19 protein-coding genes and 4 pseudogenes are annotated in these 24,852 nt (G+C 50.2%); 11 read left to right on the top strand and 12 right to left on the bottom strand.

Features of this window, described 5'->3' with window-relative positions:
* Positions 1 to 6: 6 nt before the first annotated feature.
* From K6958_RS15680 to K6958_RS15700, 5 genes and pseudogenes are all read left to right on the top strand, one after another.
* The gene (locus K6958_RS15680; RefSeq protein WP_249891988.1) at positions 7 to 2,325 is read left to right on the top strand and encodes a primase-helicase zinc-binding domain-containing protein; all 2,319 of its coding nucleotides are present in this window, start codon (positions 7 to 9) and stop codon (positions 2,323 to 2,325) included.
* Between the two features lie 229 nt (positions 2,326 to 2,554).
* A complete protein-coding gene (locus K6958_RS15685; protein WP_249891989.1) occupies positions 2,555 to 2,782 on the top strand; it encodes a DUF2188 domain-containing protein in 228 nt (75 codons plus the stop codon).
* An 11-nt stretch (positions 2,783 to 2,793) separates the two neighbouring features.
* Positions 2,794 to 3,408, top strand: coding sequence for a hypothetical protein (locus K6958_RS15690; protein WP_249891990.1), 615 nt, complete (start codon positions 2,794 to 2,796; stop codon positions 3,406 to 3,408).
* Between the two features lie 267 nt (positions 3,409 to 3,675).
* The gene (locus K6958_RS15695; protein ID WP_249891991.1) at positions 3,676 to 4,323 is read left to right on the top strand and encodes a hypothetical protein; all 648 of its coding nucleotides are present in this window, start codon (positions 3,676 to 3,678) and stop codon (positions 4,321 to 4,323) included.
* A 729-nt stretch (positions 4,324 to 5,052) separates the two neighbouring features.
* Positions 5,053 to 5,196, top strand: a pseudogene (locus tag K6958_RS15700) (phage portal protein); the annotation flags it as partial.
* A 34-nt stretch (positions 5,197 to 5,230) separates the two neighbouring features.
* On the opposite strand, the gene K6958_RS15705 reads toward K6958_RS15700, so the two are convergent.
* Together K6958_RS15705 and K6958_RS15710 are read right to left on the bottom strand one after the other, a co-directional pair.
* Complete coding sequence (locus tag K6958_RS15705; RefSeq protein ID WP_249891992.1) at positions 5,231 to 5,536, bottom strand: DUF1493 family protein; 306 nt, start codon at positions 5,534 to 5,536, stop codon at positions 5,231 to 5,233.
* On the bottom strand, positions 5,530 to 5,979 hold the full coding sequence (locus K6958_RS15710; RefSeq protein ID WP_249891993.1) for an STM2901 family protein: 450 nt from the start codon (positions 5,977 to 5,979) through the stop codon (positions 5,530 to 5,532). Before K6958_RS15710 ends, K6958_RS15705 begins: the two co-directional genes overlap by 7 nt.
* A gap of 356 nt (positions 5,980 to 6,335) precedes the next feature.
* Between K6958_RS15710 and K6958_RS15715 the strand changes: the two are divergent.
* A pseudogene (locus K6958_RS15715) lies at positions 6,336 to 7,307 on the top strand (IS3 family transposase).
* An 88-nt stretch (positions 7,308 to 7,395) separates the two neighbouring features.
* On the opposite strand, the gene K6958_RS15720 reads toward K6958_RS15715, so the two are convergent.
* Positions 7,396 to 7,662 (bottom strand): YkgJ family cysteine cluster protein, encoded by a 267-nt coding sequence (locus K6958_RS15720; protein WP_249891994.1) that lies wholly within the window; start codon positions 7,660 to 7,662, stop codon positions 7,396 to 7,398.
* Complete coding sequence (locus tag K6958_RS15725) at positions 7,659 to 9,116, bottom strand: cobalamin adenosyltransferase (protein WP_249891995.1); 1,458 nt, start codon at positions 9,114 to 9,116, stop codon at positions 7,659 to 7,661. Before K6958_RS15725 ends, K6958_RS15720 begins: the two co-directional genes overlap by 4 nt.
* A 96-nt stretch (positions 9,117 to 9,212) precedes the next feature.
* On the opposite strand from K6958_RS15725, the gene K6958_RS15730 reads away from it, so the two are divergent.
* Positions 9,213 to 10,381 (top strand): IS3 family transposase gene (locus K6958_RS15730; protein WP_249891801.1). Its coding sequence is split into 2 segments (ribosomal slippage): positions 9,213 to 9,462 and positions 9,462 to 10,381, totalling 1,170 coding nucleotides; the frame shifts between segments, so codons are not numbered across the junction.
* Positions 10,382 to 10,390: 9 nt separating this feature from the next.
* Here the strand turns inward: K6958_RS15730 and K6958_RS15735 are convergent.
* From K6958_RS15735 to K6958_RS15760, 6 genes and pseudogenes are all read right to left on the bottom strand, one after another.
* Positions 10,391 to 11,275 (bottom strand): annotated as a pseudogene (locus tag K6958_RS15735) (chemotaxis protein); the annotation flags it as partial.
* Positions 11,276 to 11,322: 47 nt separating this feature from the next.
* The gene (locus K6958_RS15740) at positions 11,323 to 12,234 is read right to left on the bottom strand and encodes a helix-turn-helix transcriptional regulator (protein WP_249891996.1); all 912 of its coding nucleotides are present in this window, start codon (positions 12,232 to 12,234) and stop codon (positions 11,323 to 11,325) included.
* 236 nt (positions 12,235 to 12,470) lie between these two features.
* Positions 12,471 to 12,617, bottom strand: a pseudogene (locus K6958_RS15745) (acyl-CoA thioesterase); the annotation flags it as partial.
* A gap of 43 nt (positions 12,618 to 12,660) precedes the next feature.
* A complete protein-coding gene (locus K6958_RS15750; RefSeq protein ID WP_249891997.1) occupies positions 12,661 to 13,857 on the bottom strand; it encodes an L-dopachrome tautomerase-related protein in 1,197 nt (398 codons plus the stop codon).
* A 284-nt stretch (positions 13,858 to 14,141) separates the two neighbouring features.
* Positions 14,142 to 14,324: a YdgH/BhsA/McbA-like domain containing protein gene (locus tag K6958_RS15755; RefSeq protein WP_249894710.1), complete on the bottom strand. Its 183-nt coding sequence runs from the start codon at positions 14,322 to 14,324 to the stop codon at positions 14,142 to 14,144.
* Between the two features lie 94 nt (positions 14,325 to 14,418).
* Positions 14,419 to 15,297 carry a helix-turn-helix domain-containing protein gene (locus K6958_RS15760; protein WP_249891998.1) on the bottom strand — a complete coding sequence of 293 codons (879 nt, stop codon included), beginning with the start codon at positions 15,295 to 15,297 and terminating at the stop codon, positions 14,419 to 14,421.
* 145 nt (positions 15,298 to 15,442) lie between these two features.
* On the opposite strand from K6958_RS15760, the gene rclA reads away from it, so the two are divergent.
* From rclA to K6958_RS15780, 4 genes are all read left to right on the top strand, one after another.
* Positions 15,443 to 16,792 (top strand): reactive chlorine resistance oxidoreductase RclA, encoded by a 1,350-nt coding sequence (rclA, locus tag K6958_RS15765; protein WP_249891999.1) that lies wholly within the window; start codon positions 15,443 to 15,445, stop codon positions 16,790 to 16,792.
* Positions 16,793 to 17,669: 877 nt separating this feature from the next.
* Positions 17,670 to 19,103, top strand: a complete 1,434-nt coding sequence (locus K6958_RS15770) for a glycoside-pentoside-hexuronide (GPH):cation symporter (RefSeq protein WP_249892000.1) — start codon at positions 17,670 to 17,672, stop codon at positions 19,101 to 19,103.
* 80 nt (positions 19,104 to 19,183) lie between these two features.
* Positions 19,184 to 20,527, top strand: a complete 1,344-nt coding sequence (locus K6958_RS15775) for a NosD domain-containing protein (RefSeq protein ID WP_249892001.1) — start codon at positions 19,184 to 19,186, stop codon at positions 20,525 to 20,527.
* Between the two features lie 77 nt (positions 20,528 to 20,604).
* On the top strand, positions 20,605 to 21,993 hold the full coding sequence (locus K6958_RS15780; RefSeq protein WP_249892002.1) for a carbohydrate porin: 1,389 nt from the start codon (positions 20,605 to 20,607) through the stop codon (positions 21,991 to 21,993).
* A 61-nt stretch (positions 21,994 to 22,054) separates the two neighbouring features.
* On the opposite strand, the gene K6958_RS15785 is transcribed toward K6958_RS15780, so the two are convergent.
* The gene (locus K6958_RS15785; protein ID WP_249892003.1) at positions 22,055 to 23,017 is read right to left on the bottom strand and encodes a carbohydrate kinase family protein; all 963 of its coding nucleotides are present in this window, start codon (positions 23,015 to 23,017) and stop codon (positions 22,055 to 22,057) included.
* A gap of 2 nt (positions 23,018 to 23,019) precedes the next feature.
* Positions 23,020 to 24,660 (bottom strand): GH32 C-terminal domain-containing protein, encoded by a 1,641-nt coding sequence (locus K6958_RS15790; protein ID WP_249892004.1) that lies wholly within the window; start codon positions 24,658 to 24,660, stop codon positions 23,020 to 23,022.
* Between the last annotated feature and the right edge of the window lie 192 nt (positions 24,661 to 24,852).

The following is a 24,852-nucleotide window of genomic DNA, read 5'->3' on the forward strand; positions in this document are numbered from 1 at the left end:
GACCGCATGAAACATATCGTCACCGATACCGTGCGCGCCGCCGCCGGTCACTGGCCCCAGCTGCTGCCCGCGCTGGGTATCAGCATCAACGCCGCCGGACAGCACTCACCGTGTCCGGTCTGCGGCGGCAAAGACCGCTTCCGCTTTGACAATCAGGCCGGGCGCGGGACGTGGGTCTGTAACCAGTGTGGCGCGGGCGACGGTCTGGCGCTGGTTGAAAAGGCGCTGGATGTGAACACAAAGGAAGCGGCCTGCCGGGTGGCCGACCTGATTGGCACGCTGCCGGTTAAGCCGGTTCAGGCACCCACGGAGAAAACGGACGAGGAGAAATCGCAGGTACGCCTCAAGGCGTCAGAGGAAGCTGCCCGACTTGTCGCCGGGGCGAAAGCGCAGGCCGGTAATGCTTACCTGACCGGCAAGGGGCTGGCTGACGTCAGCGCCCTGACGCTGACCACCGCAAAGCGCATCAGCGACACCACCTACCTGCCCGGCGACCTGCTCGTGCCGCTGACCGGTATTTCCGGCGATACGGTCAACGCCCAGCTGATTAACGCTGACGGCACCAAACGCATGCTGGCGGGCGGTCAGGTGAAAGAGGCTTTCCACCGCCTGGGCGAACACGGCGACATCCTCTGGCTGACCGAAGGCTATGCCACCGGCCTGACCGTGCACCGGCTTACCGGCCAGGCGGTTTACGTCGCCCTGAGCGCCAACAACCTGCCCGCGCTGGCGGAGCGCCTGCACGCGGAATACCCGGAGGCGCTGATACTGATTGCCGCCGATAATGACGAGAACGGCACCGGCCAGCTGCGCGCCGAATCGGCCGCGAAGCGCTGCAACGGCAAACCGGCCCTGCCCCCCGAGACCGGCGACTGGAACGACGTGTTTCAGGCGGAGGGCGAAATAGCTGCTCAGGCCATGCTGACCGCCTTCACGCAGCCAAAAGCGCTCAGTCCGTTTGAGTCAGTCAGCGAGGCCGACCTGAAGGCCATGAGCGCCAGCCAGAAGGCGGAGCTGCTGGCCGCGCACTACCTCAACACGCTGGCCGTGCCGGTTGTCGGTGAAGACCTGTGCCGCTACGAGGGTGGCGCATGGCAGGTGCTGCCGTACCGGGTACTGAGTCGCGAAATCGCCGCGTTGTTTCAGAAGGTGCGCGCGCCGTTCTCAGCCACCGGTATCGGCGGCATCGTGGACACGCTCAAGCTGATGGTGCCGCAGATGGGCGCACCGGCCCGGCGGCTGATTGGCTTTCGTAACGGCGTGTTCGATACCGTGACCGGCACCTTCGGCCCGCATAAAAAAGAAAACTGGCTCCGCACCATTAACAGCGTCAACTACACGACGCCAAAGGCGGGCGAGAACCTGGCGGACGACGCCCCGTACTTCTGGCAGTGGCTGACGCGGGCGGCAGGGCGTAATGAGGTGAAGCAGGAGCGTATCCTCGCAGCGTTATTTATGGTGCTGGCAAACCGCTATGACTGGCAGCTGTTCCTTGAGGTCACCGGCCCCGGCGGAAGCGGGAAAAGCGTGATGGCCTCGATTGCCCGCCTGCTGGCCGGAGAGGACAACACCACGGCCGCCACCATCGACACGCTGGAATCGTCACGGGAACGCGCAAGCGTGGTCGGCTATTCGCTGATTATTCTGCCGGATCAGGAGAAGTGGAGCGGCGACGGCGCGGGCATCAAGGCGATTACCGGCGGCGACGCCGTGGCAATTGACCCGAAGTACCGTGACGCCTATTCAACCCACATCCCGGCGGTGATACTGGCGGTGAACAATAACCCGATGCGCTTCAGCGACCGCAGCGGCGGCGTGTCGCGTCGCCGGGTTATCCTGCCGTTCCCGGAAGTGATACCGGCAAACGAACGTGACCCGCAGCTGCTGGAAAAGATTGCCGGTGAGCTGGCGGTTATTGTACGCCACCTGATGCAGCGCTTCACCCGCCCTGACAACGCCCGCGAGCTGTTACAGGCTCAGCAGTCGTCAGAGGAGGCGCTGGAAATCAAGCGCAGCGCCGACCCGCTGGTTGATTTCTGTGGCTACCTGACACCGCTGAGTACGCCGACCGGGCTGTTTATCGGCAACGCTAATATCCGGCCGGTGAATCCGCGCCGCTACCTCTATCACGCCTACCTTTCATTTATGGAGGCCAGAGGCCATCAGCACCCCATGAGCCTGACGGCGTTCGGCCAGGCTGTGCCGCAGACGCTGAAGGAGTATGAAATAGAGCTGCTGAAGCGCAAAACGAAGAACGGTATCCAGACCAGCCTGGAGCTGAGTGAAGAGTGCGAGGCCGACTGGCTGCCGCGCTGCGATGCATAAATAATCCAATGAATACTAAACCGGCCCCGGCCGGTTTTTTGCATTAAATTGAAAGAGTTAGTCAAAATTATATGAAGATATTTGGTCATTGATTAACTTATAAAGTTAAGTAATGATTTTATTGAAATAAAGTCACAATGCAGTTAAGTTAGTATTGTTAATGAAGTTGCAAATTCGCTGATTCACAAGCTAAAATCTTTGAGGGCTTTTAATATAATCAGGGGTTGTTATGAGCGTAAAGTCACAGCATGTAGTTAGTAATTCTAAAGGCGGATGGGATGTCAAAAAGAGTGGTGCCGATCGGGCCTCTAAGCATTTCGACACTCAGGCAGAAGCCATAAAATGGGCCACAGAACTAGCTAAAAATCAAAAATCCGAACTTTATGTACATGGTAGAGATGGAAAGATAAGGGAAAAAAATAGTTACGGCAAAGATCGTTTCCCACCTAAAGGATAAACTTAAATAAAATGGATAACTTTGAAAAAAACGTCTTTGTAAATTGCCCATTTGATGATGATTATAGGCAAACACTACTTTCAATCGTATTTACAATTAAATATCTCGGGTATATCCCGCGTCTTTCACTTGAAAGAGCTGATTCTTCTGAGTCAAGAATTTCAAAAATTGTTGAAATCATTTTAGAATCAAAATTTGGGATACATGATCTTTCAAGAATAATTTCATCTGAGAAAGATGAACATTTTAGGATGAACATGCCTTTCGAATTAGGAATTGATTATGGCTCTAAGATCTTAAAAGGAAATAAGTGGTCAAAGAAACAGTTACTAATTCTGGAAAAGGAACGTTATCGTTTTCAAAAGGCATTATCTGACCTATCAGGTTCAGACATCAAAAACCATGATAATGAACCTTCCAAAGCTATAATAGTTGTTCGTGATTGGTTTGTTGTAACAGAGAATATTGCGGCAGATAGTGGTAACAAGATATGGGCAGGATTTAATGAGTTCAATGCTTATCTATATGATAAAGCCGTTGAAGAAGAAGGGCATGGTTCAGTTGATGACCTTCAAATAATTGAGGTCATCAGGTATATTGATCTTTGGTTAACCACTCAAAGATAGTAGACTAAATAACCTAGACATCACGAGCGGCTTAGTAGCTTGACGTATAACTTCATTTTATCCTCTACTCAAACTAACCGGAAAATTGCGTATTGGGCCAATTTCCTGCTCGTAATAAAAATTAGCTTTGGCAAGATAAGATATAATACGGGCAACTGATCAATAGTCTGGATTCTATTGCAATTATTCTAATAATATGAATCTAAATTATAACAAGCCGATAAAAGATTTTCATGTGGGCTTTTTAATTTTTGAGAGAAAATAAAGATGGACTATGAATTGGGAAAGTTTTTAACAGCTAATGCTAGTGCTCTTTTCGCATTGGTTGGTGCGCTGGGAGGGGGTATACTATCGTTCTGTAGTGCTTTAATATTAAAAAAAAGAGAATTCAATCTCACTATTTCTGGGAAGCTACTAGATAGACGTATTGTGTCACACGAAAACGTAATTTCTCTTGCGATTAAATTACGCGTTATGATTGCTTTAGGCGGCGAATCCACGTCTGGAGAAGCTCGACGCGCCCCCCAAATTATGACTTCCCGCAACGTTTTTGAGGACTGGCTTACTCACTTTACACAGTTGGGCCTTACCGGCACCACTTGGCTCTCTAATGATGCAAAAAAGGAAATTAATTTTGTTCAAGACTACTTTGTAACATTGCATATGTACCTTGATAGCGTTCCCTCAGATAAGTTTTTAGGTTTGGGCGAATTAATTCGGCAAGACTTTATTAGCTTGTCATCTTCACTAGAAAAGAAGGCCTTTGCTTTCTTTCAAAGCGGTGTTCGTAAGCTACAACCAGATAGTCTTGATGAATGGCATAAATATCAGCTTTCGGAAACACAAGCACGCCTGAGATCGACAGCCTTGGTTAAGAATTATTCGGCATTCCTGCAAGCACGGGATGAAGAATAATAGCTAAATATTTAATAGATTACTTGTCCGTTTTTCACTCATGGCTGTATAAATAGCCAGTAGAAGGCTGCTTAGTAATAAGAATGGACGTAACAAAAAATTTTGCAGTTTAATTGACGTAGCCAGGTTGCACTGCGATGTATGCGCTAAATGACAAAACCAAACCGGCCAGAGTCGGATTCCTTACGCCTAAAGGTGAATAGTGTTCACTCAGGGTGAAGAGTGGTGAATAGTGCCCACTTGAGTAATCACCAATCAACTCACTGATAATAAAGAATTAAAATCAAAGGTGAACAGGGTGAACACTTTTCCGTAAAATCTTTTTTTTTCTAAGAATCCTCAAAGAATTAGTTTAACAATTTCTCTTTCATACCAAAGCATCACGTCACCATCTTTGATAACTTCAACCTGCTATAGTGAACGGCAACCTGTGCAACTATCGATGCATGGTCGCTAACTATTAACCTGTTGAAAGAGCACAGACGAAACGGCATTGGTATACGCTTAGGTATATCAACCAAAGTTGAACTCAAATAAATTATATAAAAACATGAGGTTATCTTTAAAATTCAGATTCCGCCAGCAAAGATGGTTCCAGAGCCATCCGTAAAAGTCCTGGAAGCCCGCATGGCGTAAGCCCTGCGGGCTTTTTTGTGTCCTCAATTTGTCCCGCGAAGTCTGATGCCAACTAATTAAATCCGAACCTTTTAGGCGCTGTAGTGGTTTACTGGATTTGGCGACGTAGAGAAGGCCAGCCGGGTTTTTGTGAGGAATGAACTTATTCCTCTGCAGAAGCGACTGGAAGAATTGAACCGCTGGCTGGGTGAAGAAGTGATCCACTTTGCTCCATACAACCTGGAAACGGAAAAAGAGTGTTTATCCCGGCGCCTGCACAAGCAGGCGTTTTTCATGCATCAAGCCAGCGACCTGCCTTGGCTGATTCAATCAGTAAAGCTATTGTCAGTGGCGTATGCGGCTCTCCTTCATTCAAAGGAAAATACCTGCTGAATTCGATCTCCTGTGGGTCTATATTGAACATATCAACATAAGATTCCATAAGTTCATAGGCATCCTCTGGCAACATCCTGAAATCGCCATTCAGATCGGTTTGCGGTTTCAGTTGATAGCGGCGAAACGTCAGTAAACTTCTGCCGTTGTACTTCTCCACAAGCTCAAAAACTGCCTTTCCAATTTCATCGCTACTGCTCACCATATCTTATCCTCCGGGCTCACGATGCGATTGTAACGATTGGTAGCTTCCCAGCCAATTAAGGCTATATCGCTCGCCAGTATGACCCATCCCAAGACCGGCACAGCACGCCCAGCAATGGCAGCAAGCTTATTTGTCATTCTTACCTTAACTTTCATAGGGCCGCCCACCAGTGTTGGTACCCGGAAGGGAAGTTGTGTCTGCTTAAGCATTTTACGCGCTAGTTTAGAAGCGTGGGAAGTATCCGGCGTGGCTCCTCTAAACTTCCCTCTTACCGGCACGTTATTCTGTCCTACATAAACTGCTGCGGCGCCAATAACATCTTTCGCACCAGTGAAATGTTCAGCAGTAACATCAATCATGATCCAGAAGAAAAGCTCACCGGCTGACAAATTAGTCAATCCGCCATAGAAGTAAGTTCCGCCAAGTTGCTCTGTAGTATCCACTCTCAATCCCTCGAATTAAGCCCAGCGGTAACCATAGCAACGCGTTTGACGCTGAAGCAAGGGTAATGCGTACTATTCTGGTACGTCGTCTCAAGGTATTGCCTACGGCCCAGAAAGGAATCACTAAGCCTGCTGGCGTGCGCTCGTAGCCCCGCCACGCCTGCCCGCTTTATGCAGTGGTTTTTATGCACCTGCATGACATACGAAAAAGCCCGCCATTACTGGCGGGGCGGACGGTAAATACCCTCTGAGAGGACATGCGATTTCATGCAGCATATGTAAGTATCCCGCATAATCGTGCCATTCATATTTAGAGATCATCCGGCATAATCAATCTGCCAACGAAGGAGATCGCTATGCGTAAAGCTCGTTTTACTGAGCATCAGAACATCGCTGTGATTAAGTCGGTTGAAGCCGGACGAACTGTTAGAGATGTCTGCCGGGAGGCCGGTATTTCTGAAGCCACCTGGGACAACTGGAAGTCCAGATACGGTGGCATGGAGGCTACTGATATTAAAAAGATCAAGGATCTTGAGGACGAGCACCGACGTCTCAAACAGATGAACCTGAGCAGAACGGTTTACCATTACCGCCCGGATACCACACGTGACGAACCCGTTATTGTCGCGTTGCAGGTAGTGGCCGGGCGATACCCACGATACGGTTTTCCGAAACTTTTTCAGGTTCTGCGACGGCAGGGGTACCCGTGGAATCACAAAAGGCTCCACCGTATTTACTGTCTGCTGAAGCTGAATTTTCGTCGTAAGGGCAAACAACGGTTGCCGTTGCGTAATCCTTCGCCACTGGCCACGCCGGAAGCGCTGAACCAGAGCTGGTCTGCTGATTTTATGCATGATGCACTGGTCTGTGGCCGTCGTTTTCGCACGTTCAATGTCGTTGATGACTTTAACCGTGAGGCGTTGTCGATTGAAATCGATCTGAATCTGCCAGCTCTGCGAGTGGTCCGTGTACTCGACAGGATCGCGGCAAACCGTGGCTATCCGGTCATGCTGCGCATGGATAATGGTCCGGAATTTATCTCTCTGGCACTGGCTTAATGGGCTGAGAAACATGCAGTAAAACTGGAGTTTATCCAGCCGGGTAAGCCGACGCAGAACGCTTTCATTGAGCGCTTTAACCGGACATACCGTACAGAAATGCTCGATTTTTATCTGTTCAGAACGCTGAATGAAGTGCGGGAAATCACGGAAAAATGGTTGTCAGAATATAACAGTGAACGCCCGCATGAATCACTGAACAATATGACACCGGAGGAATACCGCCTACAACATCACAAGGTCGGTATCTCCAAAAGTGCATGGAACTAAAACGGGTCTATTTACATATCAACTAAAAGGTAGCCGCTCAACCAGTGGAAAATTGTTATTTTCTATTAATTGTCCTTCCTCTTTCGCTTTAAAGCTTTTCAAGAATCAGACACGCCTCGCGATTTAGCGTAATAAACTCCTGCCAGCTATAATGCTGCTGGTAGTTAAGCTGATACTGCTTCTCAACCTGGCAAATCAGCGGACGCGTTTCATAAACTGCGCACAGCTTTGTCTCCATCTGATAGTGCCGACAAATACCATCACCTCGATCAAGGAACTGTGTTTCACTGGCGCGATCGACGTGACGGCAGCAGGCTCCGCACTGGTTGCAGGGAAATTCTGGCGTGAGCGTCATAGCTTGCTTAACCAACTACGCACGGAGCGGGTATTCCCGGCCTCAAACGGCAACGCGATATTCCGGCGCTCGACCTCGTCTCGCAGCAACAAGCCGCGCTTAATTTCATTATTTATTACGTTCAGATGCAGGGTAAAGCGCGCCAGCTCTGAAGTATCTATCGCGAACTCCAGCGCCGAAAGCTTCAGTAGGTAATGATCGAGTTCTGCATTAACCTGTTGATAGTACTCAAGCGCTTTTTGGTACTTATCTTTAAAGGTATCCAGAAACGCCCAGACCTTTTTCATCAACGCGCTGTGTTCGAGAAAATAATTCATTACCAGCGTCAGAATACCGGTCGCCAGCGCACTGCAAAAAGCGGCCAATTCCGGGCCAAAGGGAAAGACGAGAATTTTTGCTAATGCTTCGTTAATCACCACACCCGCTGCGACAGCCACCCCAGCGGCCACCAGCTTACTGACTGCTTTCGCTAACTGCCCCGGCGCTAAACCCTCTGGATTAAAGATCATCAATTTGAAGGCCTGAACCAGGTTGTTCCACATCTCGCGAATCAGCTTCACCATCATTTTCTTAGTGGTAAAGAAGAGATTAAAGAGCGTAGTGGTAATGCTGGACAGCATGCCGCCAATCGCACCGTCTTTAAAAGAAGTCAGGAAGGTACTAAATTTAAACTGCACGCGTAGCCAGACGGCGCGTAATGCTTCAGTAGCATCCTGAAGAAAATCTCCGGCATTAAATGCACGATGATGTTTCTCGTACATCACTGGAATACGTTCACGGAATTCAAACCAGGTTTCCGCCAAAATCAGCCCAAGCATTTGTCGTGTTCCCATGCGGAAGGCATTGTTCAGCGTGGCGCTGGCGACATTCATCGCAAACTTGCTGCTGGTGTAATATTCTTGGTTGATAGTGCCGTTGTATTTTGCCCGCGCCTGCTTATCGGCTTCTTTCATGCGTTTAAAATCGGCGGCAGCTTTATTTTCCAGCTTATTCAGCTGCTTCTGTTCTTGCTCGGAGAGCGCTGGCTGGCTGCGTAATCGGGCAATTTCCTGCGTCGTGGCGGCATGCTGTTCTTGCAGTGTTTGCACGAAGGCTTCCATTGTTTTTGCCTTCTTGGCCTTATTCAGCGACTCGTTCGTGAAAGTAAGATTTGATGAGTCATTAGCCAGATCGGCACCATTACACTCGGCAAGAACGCGTCCGGGATCGTTGTGAATCTCATGGGCAGAAATAATGTGGTCGAGATTCTTTTTATCGTTGGCCGCAAAATGTTTACCAGTATAGGTATCAGTTAGCGTACCGGCTTCATGCGCCTTTTTTCCTTCCCGGTTGGTGGCTTTGTAGTTTTTGTGACTGTGGTAATGATGTGAATCATACGCTTCGCGCTGCTCATAGCGTTGACGCTCGGCATCAGTGGCATACACCCCCTGACGTACATTGTGAATGGTATTCACATCGCCGCCGTGCTTATCCTCCAGTGTAGTGGTTTACTGAATTTGGCCACCTGAACAGAGGTGATATGCTCACCTCAGAACATTACAGGTGCCTCAATGAAAAAAAGAAATTTCAGCGCAGAGTTTAAACGCGAATCCGCTCAACTGGTCCTTGATCAGAACTACACCGTTGCAGCTGCGGCCAGTGCTATGGATGTGGGTCTTTCTACCATGACGCGATGGGTAAAGCAGTTGCGGGATGAACGACAGGGCAAAATACCTAAAGCTTCCCCTGTAACCCCGGAACAGATTGAAATACGTGAGCTGAAGAAAAAGCTACAACGCATTGAAATGGAAAACGACATATTAAAAAAGGCTACCGCGCTCTTGATGTCAGACTCCCTGAACAGTTCTCGTTAATCGGGAAACTCAGAGCGCAGTATCCTGTGGTCACACTTTGCCACGTGTTCGGGGTTCATCGCAGCAGCTACAAATACTGGGAAAAAAGCCCCGAAAAGCCAGACGGCAGGCGAGCTGTGTTACGCAGTCAGGTTCTGGAGCTGCATAACATCAGCCATGGTTCTGCTGGCGCAAGAAGTATCGCGATTATGGCAACCCTGAGAGGCTTCAAAATGGGACGCTGGCTTGCCGGAAGGCTCATGAAAGAACTGGGTCTGGTGAGTTGTCAGCAGCCTACCCACCGATATAAACGTGGTGGTCCTGAACACATCGTTATCCCGAATCGCCTTGAGCGACAGTTCGCAGTGACAGAACCGAATCAGGTGTGGTGCGGCGATGTGACGTATATCTGGACAGGCAAGCGTTGGGCTTACCTTGCTGTTGTTCTCGATCTGTTCGCAAGGAAACCGGTAGGTTGGGCAATGTCATTCTCACCGGACAGCAAGCTGACCATCAAAGCGCTGGAAATGGCGTGGGAAGCTCGCGGTAAACCAGCCGGAGTGATGTTCCACAGTGACCAGGGTAGCCACTATACAAGCAGGCAGTTCCGGCAACTACTGTGGCGTTGCCGGATCAGGCAAAGTATGAGCCGACGTGGAAACTGTTGGGACAACAGCCCGATGGAACGCTTCTTCCGGAGTCTGAAAAACGAGTGGGTGCCAGTGACAGGTTATATAAACTTTAGCGAAGCTGCTCATGCGATCACAGACTATATCGTCGGGTATTACAGCTCGCTAAGGCCGCATGATTATAACGGTGGGTTGCCCCCAAACGAATCGGAAAAGCGATACTGGAAAAACTCTAAATCGGTGGCCAGTTTTAGTTGACCACTACAGGTCGATAAGCATCATGATCTCTTCCGACTCATCAATCTCAGTGGTGATATTTTTTTGATGACGTTCGACGATGACCGCGTGCATCGCTTTCAGCGGCTCAAAGTAGTGCTGAACAAAGACGGCATGCATACGGGTGATCGAGTCATAAATGCTGTTTATATACTGCTGCACCTTCGTCAGATGCGCTTCAGCCGCATTCATTTTCTCTACCGCCGCGGTCACTTCACGGGAACTTTGATAGGCGTTGTTGAGTGCTTTTTCCGCATGGTTATCGTAGGCCCAACCCGCAATCGCAATCAGCGGAGCCACTACCGCACCGCCGAGCACCATCGCGCCGCCAGCCATCCCCCAGCCGCCTGCTGCCAGAGAACCGCCGCCAATCGCCGCCATTGTAGCGTTATAAGCCGCCGCACCGGACAGTGCTGCAATAGGCGTACCAGTAGAGGCGGCCGCAAAAGCCATCACACCGCTGTATACGGCAAAGCCAGCTGCGGCACCAGAAATGCCAGCGCCGACTACCGTAGTCAGGTATTCCGTCGCAGAAATAGCCAAGCTCTGAATTTTATTAATGCTGTGCTTTGGTACCGTCAGCTTGAGATCCTTATGCCCATCCTTTGCCATACGATCAAGAAGATCAACAGCGATCGTGTTAAACTCATTGAAATTTTGACCGATTTTCAGCTCCACTTCGCCCAATTCTGCCAGCTTTTTCGACGTTTTCTTGTTGGCCGCCTCAAAACTCTCTTTATGTTTATTAAAGCGACGCTGCGCGCGATCCAATACGTCGTCAGCTTCCGATTTTTTTTGGTAGCCGTCATACGCTTTTTTGCCACCAAATGCCGTTGCCGCTGCCGCGACGCCCAGAATAATGAAAGGTAATGCCATAGATGATTATCTCCTGTGCAATAAGTTGTTGTTACCAGCTATCCATCTCATTCCGTAACAGGAACTGAGTTGCAATCGCCAGCGATATAGTTATGCAGCATGTTGATGACGCTTGTTTTTAACCATTCTGGTTCCAGGATTTCAATATTGGGTAACCAGAATAAAATTAATGGAATAATTTGATTCTGGTGCGCGGCCTGGCAGAGCAACGTCACTCCATCGTCCCCTTCACAAAATAATTCTTGCTGGGGCAGCAAATCACGTCTGCTGAAATAGCCAGCAATGCTGTGGTTAATACGCACCCGAACCTCAAATGTCTCTTCGCTTACCCAAGGATCGCAATGCTCATCAATTAATGAAAGAATGGACTTATCAACCACAAAGTGTTCTTTCTTTATATCCAGCCAATGAATTTTTCTTAACGAGAATGACTTTAATTTCTCGTCCTCTGTTGCCTGCAAGTACCAAATATTTTTCTGGTTAATCAGCTTGTAAGGATGAACAGCGCGCGTTTTGTTTTTATATAAAATATGACAAACGTTTTTTTTCTGAATCGCTTTCTCTAATAAATTAAAGTGTTTTCGCAAAACATTTCTTACCGAATATTCAGGGCTGTTTAACTGAACTCTAATATGCTGTTCTGCCACCCGTTTTTCCAGGCAGCTCCAGAAGGTCTCATCTCTGTCGGGAAACACCGCGTCGGCATCCAGCAGCTTAGCCAGTGGGTTATGCAGAGCCTCATGACTATTCGTCTGAGCTAATGACGAAATTAGTCGATACTCCCCACCACCACAGCCCTCAACGAACGAGGAAAGCATGTTTAGATCGCGGTAAGCTGTCCTTTCAGTGATATTAAATTTTTTCATCAACCGATGGCGACTAACCACACCATAGGTTTGTAACTCCCTCAGAATATCCACTAAACGTTCTGCTGAGCGACTCCTTGCTGAATCAGCCATAAGCTCCTACCAGTCTGTTTGTCTAACGCGAATTATATATAACGACCTGACACACCCTGTCAGTACATCGGCAGATGCGCGTTTTTTTTTAGAGCTCCTGGTAAGTTATTTGATTAACATCAAACTTCCCGTACAGCAGACAAACAACTGATGCGCGGGAAAATCATCGCAGTGCAACTCCCTGTTTGCAGGAAGAGGTTTAAAACTGAATGACAGCCTTATGCGGGATGGTTACACCTGAACTCTTCTTCCAGATCCAGGCCCAGCGCCTCTTTCATATAGGCGTGACGGGTCCACTCCATATAAAACGGATAATAAAGACCATCGACCACGCCCTGGAAGTCAATATGGCTGTTCTCCACGTCATAAATTTTAAAAAACATCTCTGCTCCTTGTTAGTGGGGGCTGAAGCCCCCCAGTTATGACTTAGCGGGTGGGGGCAGGTGCTGCGTTTATTTTTACTCGCAAGAGCGCATAGGGCTGGTGGCGCAGGTCTTTACCACCGTGAAACCCGGGCTGACGGTTTAGCTGGTTAGTCGTAAAGTAAAGATATCCATCTGGCCCGACCGACAGCGTATCCGGCCAGAGTATTTCCGGACCGTGGGCAACAGTAGACCATTGTCCGCCAACGGGGAGCTTACGGATGGCATTGCGCTCATAGTCGCCCGCATAGACAGCACCCGCAGCATCGCTTTCCAGTCCGTCAGATGCGCCCTTCTCACCTAAATCTTTCACAGCAGCGGAAAGCTGTGACTCAGAAATGTCCGGGTCGCGTAAAAGATTGGTCGAAACAGAATACAGATGCCGGCCAGATAACGGACTGTAATAAAGCGTTTTACCATCGGGAGAAAGCGCGATACCGTCAGACGCTACGCTGAACGGCGCGGTGGTGCCGTCGGCGTGGCGCTGCAGCAGCGTCTCCCCTTCAACGACAGGTGAGAATCCAGGCTCCGGTGAGGTCGAACGATCCCCTTCCAGCCTGCGTACTGCTTTTCCGCTGTCGAGATCAATGACGATGATAGCCCCGGTACCTGACAGCGATGAGTCAGTCACATAGGCTACGCCTGCCTTACCGATGCGGAAATCAAAGCGCATATCATTGACGTACGTAGCAGGCCTAATCACGCTCGCCGGGAAAACAAGGGTTTTCTCAATACGGTTAGTTTGCAGGTTTACCGCGACAAGCTTGGCTCCGCCCGTAACAGGCCGGGAGAATCCTGGGGCGGCCGTGTCCAGTATCCACACGCGGCCCTGACCATCTGCAACCACGCTCTGCACGCTAAGCAAATGAGTAGCCGGATGGGCGTTATCTGCATGATTAACTTCGGCATCCGGCCAGGGCACCACGCGATCGCCCTTCACTTCACCAACCGTAAAAGGGACATCGTCACCCCAGCGTGGAAAATTCACAAAAATTCGACCGTTTTCCGCCACGGTTACGCCGGTAGGCATGGCGCCGGTAAAGGTAACCACAACTTCCGGATGACCGATGCTGCGATCCTGAGCCAGCTGGCTCAGCGTTGTATGGCTGGCAGGCGCGGCCAGCGTACTGGTACTGATACCGCCTGCAGCCAGCGCAACGGCCACTGCAATGGCGGTTTTAATGGTGTTTAATCTATTCATTTTTACTTTCCTTAACATGCGTAAACCAGCCGGCACCGCCGATTCGTTAAGAGAAGACTACGTGGTCAGCGCAGGTAGAAAAACAGGGGAAGCACATCAGCACTTTCACTCCGGCAGTGAAAATCAGCGTGGAATAGGTTCATCAGAGGAAAAGTAACGGCGGAGCCTGGCAGGTACGTCATGGCTGAACAGACGTTTTTTATTGGGGTGAATGTATGAAGTGTAAAAGAGATAAAAATAGAAAAGGCCATTGCGTAAATGGCCTTTTCTGGCGAAATTAAAATTTATTTAATTAGTTTTGCCGTCATGTGGACCTGATTGCCCGCATAGCTTTCAGTGATCTTATAAGCGGCGCCAGATTTTTTCGCCTGCTGGGCAATTTGTGATTCAGCTTCATCCAGCGTTGAACCCGTTGCGGTAATACTTTGAGCAAAGCTGCCAAACGAAATGGCGGACAGGGCGGCGATAAGGTTAGCGTTCTGCTAGTTACACTGATGGGCTTTTGCAACGGATAACACACCGCACGATGCGGTGGAACTTACCTCTCTCCTGCGGACAGACTTATGCCCGAAATCTTGCTGTATCGTCCTTCGCCAGTACTTCTACCCGTCGACGATACTCACCCGGTGTGCAGCCGAACTCCCGCATAAAAGCTTTATGAAACGATGACTCGCTGGCATAACCCACGGCCAGCGCAATGTTAATCACCGGTACGGGTTCGCGTTCCAGCTGCTGCGCGGCCAGTTGCAAACGAATCGAGGTTAGCGCTGCAAGCGGTGTGGTTGCGCTCAGCTGACGGAACAGTTGCGCGAAGGAAGCGCGCGACATGAAGACGCTCTGCGCCATCTCTGCCACGGTCCATTGCCGGTCGGGCTCCGCGCACAGTTGCGCAACCAACGCACCGATCCGCGGATGCAGCGCCAGCGTCAGCAGGCTTTTATTCTGCAACGTAACGGAGAGCCCGTTGCGAACGGCCAGGGTAAACATTGCGCTGATTTGATGGCTGCGCAACGCTTCATCACCCGGTGCACTTACGGTATTACTCTGGGTAAGTAAAGGCAGTGTGGCGGCCAGCCAGCGCGCTTCCGGGCTTTCAATGGTCGGCGTCAGCATCAATATTTCCGGCAGGGCCGTGAGAAAAGCATGTGCCGATGCGGGTAACTGCAGCAACCCGCATACCAGTTGCGTTGGCTGCGCATGCTGCTGATAAATACGATGCGCGTTATTCTGCGGCAAAAACACCACGCTCCCCGAAGGCAGCTCGACTTTGGCCGTGCCGGGCATATCCAGCATCACCGGGCCGCCCGCCACCATATGCCAGCGCACCGCACACAGATGGCCCGCACGGTGCGGCAACTGCCATTCTCCGCTCAGTACGCAGTTTTTGTCGATGCTGCCCTGTGGATTATGCAGCAACAGCAAATGACTTAGTGGATCCATACTCGTCCTCTGTTTTCCATTCCTCACCTCCAGGGATTCAGACGCAAAGACAAAAAAGCCAGCGTTACGGCGTAAAAGCGTGCCGCCGTCAATCGTAAGCTGATGGCGATGACTATTTTTACAGCCTTTCACAGCGGAGAACATCATGAACCATTATCAGGCAGCGATTATCGGATTTGGTAAAGCAGGAAAAACGTTGGCGGCCGCACTGGGGCGTGCCGGCTGGCGTGTAGCGATCATTGAAAAATCTAAAGCCATGTACGGCGGTACCTGCATTAACATTGGTTGTATTCCCACCAAGGCGCTGGTGCATGATGCGCAAACCGCAACCGATTTCAGTGAAGCGATGCAACGCAAAGCTTCAGTGGTCGAACTCCTGCGTGAAAAAAACTATCTAAACCTGGCGAACCTTGAACAGGTTGAAGTGATTGATGGTCATGCGGAATTTATTGATGCGCACACGTTGAAAATCATCGCAGAGCAAGGGACCAGTCAGCTTAGCGCAGACCGCATTTTCATCAATACTGGCGCCGAAGCTATATTTCCTCAGATCAATGGCCTAAGCGCCGGACCCCGCATTGTTGACAGTAGCGGCATGTTGAATTTATCCAGCTTGCCAAAACGACTGGGCATTCTCGGCGGTGGCTATATTGGCGTCGAGTTCGCCTCCATGTTTGCCAGCTTCGGCAGCGACGTCACATTATTTGATACTGCGCCGCAATTTCTGGCGCGGGAAGATGCCGATATCAGCGCGGCGATAAGGACTATCCTGCAGGAACAGGGCGTAAAGATTGAGCTAAATACCACAGTGCAGTCTGTTACCAGCGGCAGCGACAGCGTTACGCTGCACACCGCTCAGGGCGATCGCCAGGTGGATGTGCTGCTGGTGGCAACCGGACGCCGTCCGGCCACTCAGGCGCTGAAACTAGAAAATGCCGGCGTGGCAACAGATGCGCGCGGTGCCATCCGCGTCGATAATCAGCTGAAAACTTCAGTAGATCACATCTGGGCGCTGGGCGATGTCACCGGCGGACCCCAGTTTACCTACATCTCGCTTGATGATTTTCGCATCGTATACGACCAGCTACTGGGTAAAGGTAGGCGTACCACAGACGATCGCATTAATATTCCTTATTCAGTATTTATGACGCCCACGCTGTCGCGCATTGGTTTAACAGAAGCGCAGGCTCGTGAACAGGGCAGGAACATCCAGGTGGTTTCCCTGCCCGTAACAGCGATTCCGCGTGCGCGAGTCATAAACGATACGCGCGGTATGCTCAAGGCGGTGGTGGATAATCACACCCAGCAGATCCTCGGTGTGGCATTACTGGCGGCAGATTCTCATGAGGTGATTAATATAGTGAAAACGGTAATGGATGCGGGCTTGCCCTACACGGTGCTGCGGGATCAGATCTTCACCCACCCCACCATGAGTGAGTCGCTTAATGACCTGTTCGCACAGGTGAAGAGCCAGAGGCGACCATCAGAAGGTTGATGGCGTTGTCACATCATGGCGCATTATCCGCTCCAGCCATAAGCGCTACCGGTAATGCAGGCTCAACATAACCCACCGTAAGGGGCAGATTGTGCGCTTATTTATTAACGCGTTGACTTTATAGCGACTGCCGTTGCTTAAAAAAAATACAGGAGTAGACTGGGGTTTCCATTGAACATGCCAGGTGCTCCTACCACCCGGCAAGTGGGAAGAGGCCCTCACCTTGTGAGGGCTTTTTTTCGTCTTAACCGAGCATAAAACCTGACGCCATAAGGCGTTGCGTCTGGCAAACCAGGCTTTCGTTATCCTTTACCTCATTGAGAGCTCTGTTAAGCCCCGGTAGGTGCTCTAAAAAGCATTTTAATCTGTGAAGGAGTAAGAATATTACCGCGCATATATTTATTCTTCGTGGCAATGTTAATTACCACTAAAAAACACTTACAACTTCGTTCTTCCGAAAATTAATATAAAAATTAAAATCGCCAAAAAAAAGCCCTCAACATACGGAAATAAATACCTCACTATGGGCCCATTTTACAATGGCGAATCCTTACATCCTCGCGGTTATATACAGATTAATCTTATCTCTTTCCCTACAGATAAAATTGAGAATCAAATTCATGCTTTCATGTAACAAAACTACATGTGACATGGATTACAAATTTAATCGCCTCTGCCACATATAATTACATCACAGTCAGAACAACACATCACCATGGAACAAAATAACGATGTAACAAAAACAGTAACCTTGCCCCATCGTGAGTTTCGCGTAACGCCGGGCATAGTGGAATACATCATCCTCTTTTTACTTCATTAGCATCGGCCGTAACGGTTCATGCTTTGTACTGATGATCGCGCAATAAGTGAGGGATCTATGTCTGATAGCGCAATAAAAAAGCAAAGCGCTTATGAAAAGCTAAGCCTGAAAGAAAAGGTAGGCTATGGCATGGGCGATGCCGGCTCCTGCATGATCTGGAGCGTACTGGCACTGTACCTGACGTGGTTTTACACTGATGTTTACGGCCTGGATCCCGGCATCGTCGGTACGTTATTTTTAGTTATTCGTATCTTTGATGCGTTTAGCGATCCGGTAATGGGCGCGGTGTGCGATCGCACTAAAAGCCGCTGGGGTAAATTTCGTCCGTGGCTGCTGTGGATGGCTCTGCCGTTCGGCCTGGGGGCGATCGCCATGTTCACTACGCCCGATCTGAGCATGAACGGAAAAATCGTTTATGCCTGGGTAACCTATCTGATTATGTCACTGATCTATACGGCAATAAATATTCCCTATTGCTCGGTAGCCGGCGTGATTACGCTGAATCAGAAAGAACGTATGGGATGCCTGTCATGGCGCTTTTTCCTTAACGGGCTGGCGACGCTGATCGTCTCTTCAACCATCCTGCCGTTAACCGACTGGCTGGGGAACGGCAACCGTGCCCCCGGTTTTCAGATGACGATGATCATCATGGGCACTGCCGCTACCTTTATGTTCCTGTTCTGCTTCTCCAGTATTAAAGAACGCGTGGTTGCCGTGAAGGAAAACGACTCATTAAGGCGCGATCTGAAAGACATCGTTAAAAATGATCAATGGCTGCTGATGATCACTATCACCTTTCTTAACGTCTTCCCGGCCTTTATTCGTGGGGCGGTCACCATCTATTACGCCAGCTATGTGATGCAGGCCTCCGTCGGGTTTATTACCTTTTTTATGGCGCTGGGCGTCGCCTGTAACATGCTGGGCAGCGTCATAGCTAAACCGCTTACCGACCGCTTTGATAAAGTGAAACTGTTTCGCATTATCAACGTGATCCTCGGTATCCTCTCGTTCGCGCTGTGGTTTGTGGACCCGGCTTCGCTAACGCCGCTGTTAACGCTGTTTATTATCATTAATATCCTACACTTAATTCAGTCGGGTCCGATCCTATGGGCCATGATGTCCGATGTTGATGACTACGGCGACTGGAAATTCGGCAAACGCCTGACCGGCATCTCCTTCGCGGGCAACCTGTTTATGCTGAAAATGGGGTTGGCAGTCGCCGGGGCTATTGTCGCCTGGGTGCTCTCCTGGACTGGCTATATCGCAAATAAGCCGGAGCAGAATCCGCAAACCATTGAGGGCATTATTATCATGTTCTCGCTCATGCCGATGGTGAGCTATTTTATCAGCGCGTTTATTGCCCGCTATTTCAAGCTCAATAATACCTTTCTGGAGAAAATTAAAGTCGACCTGGCAAAACGTGGTTTGGAAAACAGAAATATGACATCACAGGAGTGTCATGATATTCCTGCATCTCAATCGATGCATTAATTTATCAAGTCACAAGAAGCGCGGCCTGTATTAACAGGCTGCAGCTCAACTGCACACTATTTTTAAAGGAGCGTTTATTAATGTCTGATGAAAATTATTATGATGTAACCGCGTGGCATATCGGCAATGCGTATCAAGATATTGGTGAAGTGATTAATAGCATTATTGCCGATATAAAAAGCCGACAAACGCAAACCGATAGCAACGAAGGCGGAAAACCAGGCGCGGTAATTTATATTCCGCCGGGTGACTACCACTTAACTACGCAGGTGGTTATCGATATCAGCTATCTTAAAATTATGGGTTCCGGCCACGGCTTCACCTCTTCAAGCATTCGCTTTAATACACCGCAGAATGAATGGGCAAACTGGCATGAAGTGTGGCCGGGTGGCAGCCGTATCCTGGTCGAGCTTACTCCGCAGGCGGGCGATGAGGAACATAGCGCAGCCGCATTCTACGTGAAGCGAGAGGGTAATCCACGTATCAGTTCCGTCGAGTTTGCTGACTTCTGCATTGACGGCTTACATTTTGTCGGCGATAGCGATGCGGAAAATAGCTATGTCAACGGCAAAACCGGTATTTATATCGCCAGCGCACAGGACTCATTCCGTATTACCGGCATGGGGATGGTCTACTTAGAACATGGCGTGGTGATCTATAGCGCAGATGCGCTGTCAGTACATAATAACTTTATCGCCGAATGCGGTAATTGCATAGAGCTGCGAGGTTCAGGGCAGGCATCGAAAATCACTGATAACCTGATCGGCGCCGGTTATAACGGCTATTCCATTTATGCTGAAAACTTTGGCGGCCTGTTAGTGGCAGCGAATAATGTTTTCCCGCGTGGGTCCAGCAGCGTTCATTTTTCCGGCGTGGTGCGTTCCACGGTTACCAGTAACAGGCTCCACTCGTTTTATCCAGGCATGCTGGTTCTGGGAAATAACTGCGCAGAAAATCTGGTTTCCGCCAATCATTTCTTTCGCGAACGTGAGCCCTGGGGTCCGATGCAGAAATATGATAATGGTTTAGATGATTTATATGGACTGCTGTATATCAGCGGTAATAATAACTCTATTATTGCCAACCATATTTCGGAAACCATAGAGGCCCAATATATTAAGCCGTCTGGCGCTAAGCCGGTGGTCATACGTCTGGTTTCCGGCAGCGGAAATTATCTCTCCGATAACCATATTGTCGCCACAACCGAAGCTGCAGAAGCCCAGGCCACAGCGAAGCAATCGTGCTTTGATACCCAGGTACACGCGTTACTGACCGTTGATACCTTGAAACCGCTTAACGTCACCATGGTACAGGTAGAAAAGGAAGCGCTGCACAACACAATTTTAGATTCGGGAAGCGACGCCCAGGTGGTGGTAGATAAGAGGGTAAACGCCTTCAGAGCCACGCCAACGCCGAGCATATAACCCCCTTAGTTCTCAAGCTCCAATCAAAAGCGGGGGCATCTGCCCCCTTTTTGCGTTTTCAATGCAGGGATAAAACAATGAAAATAAAATATGTGGCGCTGGCTATCAGCACGCTGTTTTCCTCTGGCCTGATAGCAGCGCAAAATTATACTTCCGTTGACATCAACCAGCGTCTTATCCAACTGGAACAGCGATTAATTAGTGCTGAACGACGAGCAAAAGAGGCCGAAACTGAGATTCAGGCGCTGAAACAACAACAGTTCGTCAGCTCGCAAAGCATGCCGACGCTAAAAGTCGACTCTGCCAAACCGGTCACATCCGCTACCGAGCCGGTGAAGCTGATGCTTTCAGGCAATAGCGATCTCAAACTTTATGGCGACGTTGAATTTAATATGGATGCCGCCAGCAGCACCGGCAGCCTGACATCAGTAAAAACCACGTCGAAAAACGGGGCCAGGGGCCATAAAGAACGTTGGGATATCAATGGTCGTATTCTGCTGGGGTTTGATGGCACGCGCAGAACCGATAACGGCCACTTTGCGGGTTTTTCCGCGCAGCCGCTTGCCTATATGACCGGAAAAATGGATGTCGATGATGCGGTATTCTTCTTTGGCCGCGAGGATGACTGGAGGGTAAAAGTAGGACGTTTCGAAGCATACGATATGTTCCCTCTTAACCAGGATACCTTTATTGAATATTCCGGCAATACCGCCAACGATCTCTACAGCGATGGCTACGGCTATATCTACATGATGAAAGAGGGACGCGGCCGCAGCCGCAGCGGCGGCAATTTTCTGCTCAGCAAAACGCTGGATAACTGGTATTTTGAGCTGAATAGCCTGCTGGAAAACGGAAGCACCCTGTTCCAGGATGCGGGTTATCACGGCAACACGCTGGAGAACAAAAAAAATGTCGCCTACCTGCGTCCGGTGATTGCCTGGAGCAGCGGCCAATTCTCTACCGCAGTGGCGATGGAAAAGAACATCGTAAATAACGCCTACGGTTATTACGCGAATAGCAGCAACTGGGTCGATCAGTCAGACCGTACCGGATATGGCTGGACGATGGCCTGGAACGGGCAAAAAACCGATCCTGACGATGGCGTCATAACCAATCTGAGCGTGGCCTATATGGATGCTTCAGATGAGAAAGATTTCACCGCAGGCATAAATTCACTGTGGCACCGTTTTGAGCTGGGCTATATCTATGCGCATAACAAAATTGATAAGTTTAGCGCCGCCAATTACGCCGCCATCTGTGACGATAACTGCTGGATCGCTAACGTGGGTGATTACGATATCCACACGCTTCACGCTTCCTGGCTGCTTCCAAATATCATGGATATGAAGAATTTCAATATCTACCTCGGAGCTTACGCTTCCTGGATCGAAGCGAATCCGGCACAGGGCGACAAGCATGAAGACGCCCGCTACGGCGGTCGCTTGCGGTTTAAATACTTTTTCTGATATTAACAAGGCCCGCATTGCGCGGGCCTTGTCGTAGTTGAGTTAACTTTCCTGCAAGGCTTTATTCTGTCAGTTCAGCCAGCGTTGGAATCGCATCGATAGCGCCAAAGCGCGTACAGGTTAATGCTCCAACTTTGTTGGCCCACGCGACGTCCATAACGAAATCGTTATAGCTTATTGGTGATCTATCCCGCTGCGTAAAACGTAACAGCAGCGCGCCGATAAAGGCGTCTCCGGCGCCCGTCGAATCCACTGACTTAACCGCTATGGAAGGTACCCGCTCTTGTCCGCCATCCCGATGGCTGGCCCAAGTGCCGCGGCTGCCGAGCGTCACGTTAACGAGGGTTGCTCCCCGGTCATGTAAATAGCGACAACCCGCTGCTAAATCGGCGAGGCCGGTGATCAACATCAGCTCTTCTTCGCTCATTTTTATCACGTCGGCTATTGCCAGCAACGGCTCACAGCGGCGGATAAATTCAGCCTCATTGCCGCCCCACAGGCCGCTGCGGAAGTTGGGGTCAAAGGAAAGCATTTTGCCCTGCTCTTTAGCACGTTGCGCGACAGCGAGGTAAGTTTGATGCAGTTCGCCGCCCAGTAAGCCGGTGGCCGCGCCCAGGTGTACGATTTTGCTGTCGTGCAGAAAGTCCACGGGCAGGCTCTGCTGCGTCAGAAAGCCATCGGCCCCGCGGCAGAACACAAAATCACGTTCGCCGTCATGCTGAATGCCGACAAAAGCCAGCGTGGTTGGCGCGTGAGGATCGCGCACAATTAATGAGGTATCCAGCGATTCGCGACGCAGCGTCTGGATAAGAAACTCGCCGAAGGGATCGTCTCCTACCTGCGCGGCCAGCCGGGCGTGGCCGCCCAGCCGGGCAATGGTGACGGCGACATTTGCCGGCGCGCCGCCCGCTTTTTTGAGGAATTTCTTCCCCTCAACCAATCCCTGAGCAATATCGATACAGACAAAATCAATCATCAGTTCGCCCAGACAGATAATGCTCTGCTCTTTGGATCTTATATCCATGGTTATTGTCCCCAAACGCTACGGTATTGTGTCAGTTGTACCGCTGTTATCCGCGCCGATGCGTTGTATGCCAGCGTGATCTCCCGACAGCAGCTGATGTGGAAATAGCGCCGTGTGCCGCACAGGCTTCCTTGATTGGCAAAAACCTCGACAATACCGGCGTCAAAAAACAGCTCAAGCGCCTCCAGCTTTTCAAGATCAGCACTATACTGCCCATCATCATGTTCTGCGGCTCGCAGCGTAAGCCTGTTTTCGGCGTAATTAAGTTCCATCTGCCCGCCCTCTTCCTCGCGCAATGTCAAAAGCAGCCGGGAAACGCCCTCGCCGTTCAGCTTCAGGGAAAACGACCGCGCATCGACGGGCAGCTGCAGCTGTCCATGTTGGCATGCCTCACGATGGTCGGTTTGCTGTATTACGCACGCTTCGGGCGGCAGCACCGGCTGCATGCACAGCGCCCCCTGGCTATTGAGCATAAAACGGCGCGGCAGAGACATTTCGCCGCTGTAGACCGAGGCGGCGCTTTTTTTACTGGCCCAGTTATAGAGCCAGGCAAAGCCCAGCGTCTCATGGCCGTCGCGGAAGGTCTGCAGGGCATAAAAATCAGTGCCGAAATCCAGCGTCTGCAAGGGTTTATCATCCGGCGTAAAACGGCCGTGGCTAAAGTCGCCGGTCTGCGCATACAGCAGGTTATGTCGTCCGGTTTGCGGCTCGGTATAGCCGACGATACCGATGATTAACACCCATTTCTCGCCGATAGAGAAAAAGTCCGGACACTCGACGCAGCGCCCGCCGTGCTGCCTGAAATGCTTATCCGCACGCCAGAGCACATGGTCGAATGCCCACGCATCGCTGTCTATTGAAGTGAACAGCAGGGCTGCCGGATCGCCATCCACTGACGCGCCAAGTAGCATAAAGTAGTGCTTTCTTTCGCTATCAAACCAGACTTTCGGATCACGAAAATCACAGTTTACGCCCGCAGGCAGCTCGCTCAGCACCTGTTTAACTGATTCAACCTTATCCAGCCAGCGGCCTGGCGTGGCGCACTTTTGCACTTCCCGATAGCCCGCATAGAGGTCGTAAGCCGGCAAACGCTCGGTAAACCAGAATCGGGTACTGCCATCGCTCTCCTGGAAGGCGGTGCCGGAAAACGCGCCGCCGGTTGCGCCCAGCGCCTCAAGATTTTGCTCGGGCTGTAAAAAAATCGGGTAGTGTCGCCAGTGGTAGAGATCTTCGCTGGTGGCATGTCCCCAGTGCATTGGCCCCCATTCGGTGCTGTGCGGATGATATTGATAAAAAAGATGGTAGGTCTCGCCAATTTTGCTCAGGCCGTTAGGGTCGTTCATCCAGTTAATAAACGGGGAAAAATGCAGCGCCGGACGCAGCGTCTCCTTCGCATACCACTCCGCCATCTCGCTACGTCCCACCGGGCGCAGCGCATGCAAATCACCGACCAAAAAGGTTACGCCTTCCTGCGCTAGTGTTTCCGGCAGCCAGTAATAAAATAGTGAGATCGCCGCTGCGTCTTCATCCCACTCAATGGTTAGCGGCCGATCGGAATAATGGGTATAGGTGAAGTATTGATAATAGTCAGCGGCCTTTTTTATCGCATAGATAACTGCCCCCTCGGCTGAGAACTGTAACAAGGGCGATGTTTGTTCGCGACTTCGCTTTAACCAAATATCAAACCGCATGCCTGAGATAACAGGCAAAATTAATTTTCTCATGTAAATTCTCTTTCCGGTCGTAATAATAAACTTCGTTTTTTGCAACAGGCTTTCCCTCCATGGCTTGCCATAGAGTTAATTACCCCGCAGAGATTGAATTAACCGCACCGC

It is taken from the genome of Mixta hanseatica (assembly GCF_023517775.1).
In the GTDB taxonomy this organism is placed as follows: Bacteria; Pseudomonadota; Gammaproteobacteria; order Enterobacterales; family Enterobacteriaceae; genus Mixta; species Mixta hanseatica.